Consider the following 5997-nt stretch of genomic DNA (forward strand, 5'->3'; position numbering starts at 1 on the left):
GTACATCTACCAAGCCATTCCAAAACCACGTGGAACAGTCAATGTCTTATATGTGGACGAAGCGGATCAGCCTGTGGCTGATGCCGAGACCTTAGAAGGTGAAGTAGACACTGCCTATACAGCTACTCAGAAAGAAGTGAGAGAATATAACTTCTTGAGAGTTGAGGGAGATCGCCAAGGGACATTCGCAACGGAAGCCAAGATCGTTAAGTTTGTCTACCAACCAGCCAATTTACCGCCAAATAATGGTGCAGTAAATGTCCGCTATGTTGATGAAACAAATGATGATTTACTTCCTCCAGTGGATATGGCAGGGTTATTGGGAGATAACTACCAGACTGAAGAGAAGGCAGTTGAAGGCTATCGTCTATCTTATGTGTCTGGGGAGACCCAAGGGACCTATGCTAGCCAAAAACACTACGTCACTTATGTCTATGCTAGTCCTCGCACCAAGGCTCGAGGGAAAGTCGTTGTACGATATAAGACCGTCAAGGGTGAAACCCTACACCCTGATGTCGTGACAACAGGATATGTGGGGACTGATGCTCCGATCGAGGTCAAAAAATTTGAAAACTACTTCTATCAAGGTCGAGAAGAATATCCTCCTCGTGTCACTTACCAAGAAGGAACACAGGTCGTCATTCTCTTATACTCAACTAAAGAATATAAGAAGGAAGAAAGTGGCTGGGGGGATGCTTATGCAAGATATGTCGATGAAAATGGCAAGGAGATTAATCCAAGTGTTTACACTCACGGACGACCAGGAGCATCCTATGAATTCGATACATTAGATATTGAAAACTATATTCTCATTCGTACCGAAGGTGAGAAAAAAGGGAAGTATATCTCAGGCCAGACTCGAAGGGTGGACTTTGTTTATCGCCGGATTGCAAAAGTCGTGACCTCTAAAGTGATTGTCTATTATCGCAACGAGGCTGATGTTGATTTAGGACCAGCTGAAGAAATCAAAGGGGCCGTTGGCGATTACTATACTACCACTCAGAAACACTTTGTAAATCATCGTTTTACTAGAGTTGAAGGTGAAACAGAGGGGCAAATAACCGAAGAGCCTCAGAAGGTTACCTACTATTATGAAAGACTTCGAGGAGATTTGACTGTCAAGTATGAAGATGAAGCGGGTGAAGAACTTGCACAGACGAAGTATCTGACAGACTATGTGGGACTACCTTATCAAGAAAAGGCGAGAAGCTTTGACAACTATGAACTCGTTCGAGTTGATGGGCCAGAGATGGGCTTCTATACAGAAGAGGCACAAACGATTACCTATGTCTATCGGAAGTCAATTGGCTATGTTAAGGTGAATTACCAAGATACGGATGGGCATAGCCTCTGGCCAAGCATTAATCTCTCTGGTCAGGTAGATACTGCCTATAGCACAGAGAAAAAGGAAATCGAAGGTTATGTCTTTGATCATGTCGATGGTTCTGAGACAGGTAACTATAGCCTAGAAACGCAAACGGTGACTTATGTCTATCGCAAAGGTACTGACCAGGAGTTGCCAGGGATTGTGCGGGTACGTTATCAGGATGACCAAGGAACGCTAATCATCCCAGAAATTGTGATGAAAGGCGAGCTCGGTAAGAACTACTATACTCGTAAAAAAGAATTCCGCAATTACATATTCCGAAAGGTTGAAGGTGAAGAATTCGGACAATATAGTGAGCAAGAGCAAGTAGTTACTTATATTTATGAAGGACTACGTGACTCACGAATTAATGAGGGTATATTAGTAGTACGATATGTAGATGAGGCTAATGAGGATTTGGCACCGCCGATTCGTAGCTATAAGCCTTTTGGGACACCATATCAGACAGAGCAGAAGCAGTTTGATAACTTTACTTTCCTCACTGTCCTAGGGAATACGACGGGGACTTATCAACTAGAAGAGCAGGTTGTCACTTATGTCTATCGCTCTGTTTATCCAGATCCGGGTAAGGTAATCGTGGATTATGTAGATAACAGAGGGAATTATCTGGCTGAGCGTGTCATTTTACGTGGAACTGTCGGGACGCAATATGTGACGGAGAAGAAGAATATTGAAAACTATCAATATGTTGGTGTCCAAGGTGAGGTAACAGGCAAATATGCTGGCTATGAAAAACACGTCATCTATTACTATCAACCAATAGCCCCAGGACTTGAGTTATATGGTATAGTAGGAAATAATATTCCAGAAGACCCTCGGCAAACAGAGAGACAGTTTACTATTGGGGGGACAGTGGGCTTACCTATTTCTACTTTGATACCTCGGAATCCTTATCCTGACCTCTATGATTTCTTAGGTCATGGTGTGAGTTATGACAATTTGAGGTCGCAACCTAATGTATTTGAAATTAGAAATTCTAGGAATGAACGTGGAGAAGTGTGGGTTTACTATCGTCGTCGGATTCTGCCAGGTATCATCCGAGTTAACTTCTTGGACGAGGCTGGCGAAAAGCTCGAAGTTAGTGAGATACACGATGGTTTAGTTGGGGAGACTTATGATCTAAGTTCCAAGCACTACATCTCTAAGGACGACAAAAAATACGAACTTGCTAGTGATGAAAGTGAGTTCAAAGGTCAATTTGAAGACAGTCCAAAAGTTGTCAATTTGAGATATAAACGAACTACCGCAACCGTCACCTTGAAGTATGTAGATGAGGCAGGACAAGACCTTGACCAGTATGTTGCTGAATATCAGAAACACATTGAAGTACCTAAGGGAGTAGAGACTACCATCCGACCAGCTGATCTTTCTCAGCAACAGTATACTCTGAAGAGAACTGGACAGTCTTTGTTTGCTGCATTCAATGAAGATACAACCATTACTCTAACCTATCATCATTTTGATAAGTTCCATACGGCGACAGCACGCTATGTCGACGAAGAGGGGCATGAGATTGGGAGCGAAACAGTGAAAGGGCATGCTGAGACCCCTTACTACTTAGTGCCTGAGCCAGTCCCTGGCTATGTCTACAGTCACACCCAAGGACAACCGTCTGGCTTCTTAGAGGCAGAAGAAACGATTGTAACCTTCGTCTATAACTCTAATCCTAAGCATCGAGTTATCCAGCGGCATTTCAATAATGAAACGAAAGAACTCATGCTGTCTATTGAGAAGGTGGCCTTAGAAGGCAAGAAGTTCACATTTAGATATGAAAAAGCTGTTAGAGTAGAAGGAGACTACTTTGAACACGAGGATTATCGAAATGTAGAGCGTGATTATAATTATGAAGACTACACCTTCAGCAGTGAAGATCCCGAAACGGTTTATATGGATTACTACTACAATCCAATTCATCGAGTGACAAAAACTGTTAAACATGTAACCGTGTCAGGTGAAGAGTTAGCACAAACAAGGACAGACAGGGTAGAGGTTGGAACAGAGTATGAGAAGGAAACTCAGGGTGACTTTCCTGACTATGAACTGACGTCCGTTCCAGAAAATGCTCAGGGCACGGTACCTAATCATGACTTTGAAATAGTCTTTGTCTATCGCCGAGTAACGAAGCTGTACATTGAATACTATAACGATGATTCTATCGAAGGCTTCCCAGTGCGAGTTCATCTAGAGGAACGTACCGTCACCCAAGGTGAGCCATACACGGTAACACCTGAAGAGAATTTATGGAGCTGGCTTGTGTACGACTACAGTGATGATCCGCTATCTGGGACAGTTGGCGATAAACCAATCGTCGTAAAATTACATTACCGAGTTCCAAGTTATGAAGAGAAGACGGTTATCACCTTGCGGCATGTCACGGAGGATGGCCAGGAGATTCACGAGCCAACGACTTTAAGTGCGTGGCCAAATCGTTACGTCATTCCAAAACCAGTGACGGTTGCTAACTACAAGTATAGCTACCTACGCAAGAATGGGGAGACGCTAGACGGTATTAACGTTTATGAAGAAGCGGAGACTTACGAGTTGGTTTACACCAGAGAAGAGACGGTCGTGCCAGTGATGCCAGCGGAGGCTGCCAATCAGGCTTCGTCAGTATCGAGTGCTCAGGGAACAGAATCAACAGCTAGTCGCAAAGATGAGACGCATGACTAAGCATGCACATATACATACCTAAGTTGGTCCCTGATTCACTAGGACCAGAATAGGGTATATATAATAGAAGGAAACGTGTGAGTTTCGCCAGATATAGGCGATTCTCACGCGTTTTTCTTATGTTAGGGAAGGGGGAGGTGTTATCGATTTGTAATGACATTTCGATTTTATGAGATAGAGAGGAAATGAAACTTTTCTTTTGTGATTGAGTGTGATAAAATAGTCTTGGTATAGTAATATACACAATATCAAGCGTTAAGAAAGTCAGGGCATATGTAGCGGTAGGCCTGGCTTTTGTAGCGTGAGAGAGGGGAAGCAAAGTGAAAAAGCAGAAGCTAGCGAACTTGCTAATCGCACTCTTATTAGTGCTGCAAGTTTTTATTAGCCCGCTATCTACCTTTGCGCAAGAAGCGAATGCTGGTGTAGCAACACCTGCTACTGAGCAAACGCAAGAAGCCAAAGAGACAGGGGGACAAGAAGCTGATGGTGGGCAAGCGGCCCAGCCGGCAGCAGAGGAGGATCGGGCGGCTAAGCCCAATGCGGATGGTCAAGACTCAGCGAATACTGATAAAGCTGAGGCAACTCAGCACTATCCACAAGCGCCGATTCAAGAAGCGCAATATACCATGACAACGGACTTCAAGATTAATAACAACCCAGTCCAAAACCCTGGTAAATATGGGGAAGGGAAATTCTATATTATCCCAACCTATAAATTTGCGGATAACGCTACACTCCAAAATGGCGACACCTTGACCTATACAGTGCCAAGTGTCTTCCGAGTGGAACAAAGTGGTCCGGTTGAAATTAAAGCGGGGGACAATGTCACAACTGTTGCATCTTTAACAACTAACCCAGCGAATAATACAGCCACCATCACGATCACCAACGCAGAGTACTATGCTCGTTTGAATGAGAACAAGTCATTGACAGCACTCTTCACGGCGGTATGGGCTGATAGCACACCTAAGAACATCGAGCAGACTTTCGATTTGCCAGGTGCTGGGGAATACAAGTTAATGCGTATCGTACCTGACGTAGACCCAACGGGTTATACTAAATGGGGGAACCAAGACCGGGACAACCCTGAGTTGGTTAACTGGCGTATTCGTATTAACCGTTATGCTAAACCAGGTATAGTCAACGCTATGGTGAGAGATACTATTCCAGAGGGGCAAGAAGTTGTACCTGATTCATTTAGTGGTTACTACTTTACTGACTGGGAAGCGGCTCAAAACGGTGGGACAGCCGGTGGCCGTGTGGCTTATACGGGCGGCGAAGTTAACATTGAAGATGACAACCACTTCACCATTACGCCAAGCAATGGTGGGAGCCTAGATGGGCGTGGTTTGTTAATCATCTTCCAAACCCGTATCACTGCGCCTGTTGACTTAGTAACTAAAAAAGTCTTCAACAATTATACATTTACTTCCGCTACACATACTGAAGACGTTAATGGTTTTGCTGCCTTGACTACCACTGATGGGGTCGGGACAGGGGCTCGTCCTGATGAGATTATCTTTGAAGTGAACAAGACATTGAATGGACGTTCATTGAATCAAGGTGAGTTCAGCTTTGAATTAGTTGACAGTAGCAATCAGGTAGTAGCAACTGCTACTAACGATGAGAACGGTGTTGTTAAGTTTAAGAAGATGAAGTTCCGTACAGCGGGGAACTTTACTTATAAGATTCGCGAAGTTAACAACAACTTGCCAGGTGTTACCTATGACAAGAACATCATTACAGCGACTGTTACGGTAACCGATAATGGTGGGGCTAAGACTGCAGCCGTTACCTATACTAAGCCTGGCTTTACCAACACTTATAAGGCAGCTTCAGTCACTAAGGTCTTGAAGGCAACTAAAGCCTTGGTAGGTGCTAACCTAGTAGACGACCAATTCACTTTCGAGTTGGTAAACAAGGAAACAGGTCAAGTTGCC

The 5997-nt window shown here is 44.0% G+C and carries 2 protein-coding genes; both read left to right on the plus strand.

All coding sequences use genetic code 11. The features are described from left to right. Positions 1-4057, plus strand: a 4057-nt coding sequence (locus HMPREF3093_RS05805; protein WP_143227667.1) for a MucBP domain-containing protein, incomplete at its 5' end; no start/stop codon positions are given. A 320-nt stretch (positions 4058-4377) separates the two neighbouring features. Next, the coding region (locus tag HMPREF3093_RS05810) for a Spy0128 family protein (protein WP_306806861.1) at positions 4378-5997 on the plus strand (1620 nt) is incomplete at its 3' end.

The organism is Abiotrophia sp. HMSC24B09 (assembly GCF_001815865.1).
Classification (GTDB): domain Bacteria; phylum Bacillota; class Bacilli; order Lactobacillales; family Aerococcaceae; genus Abiotrophia.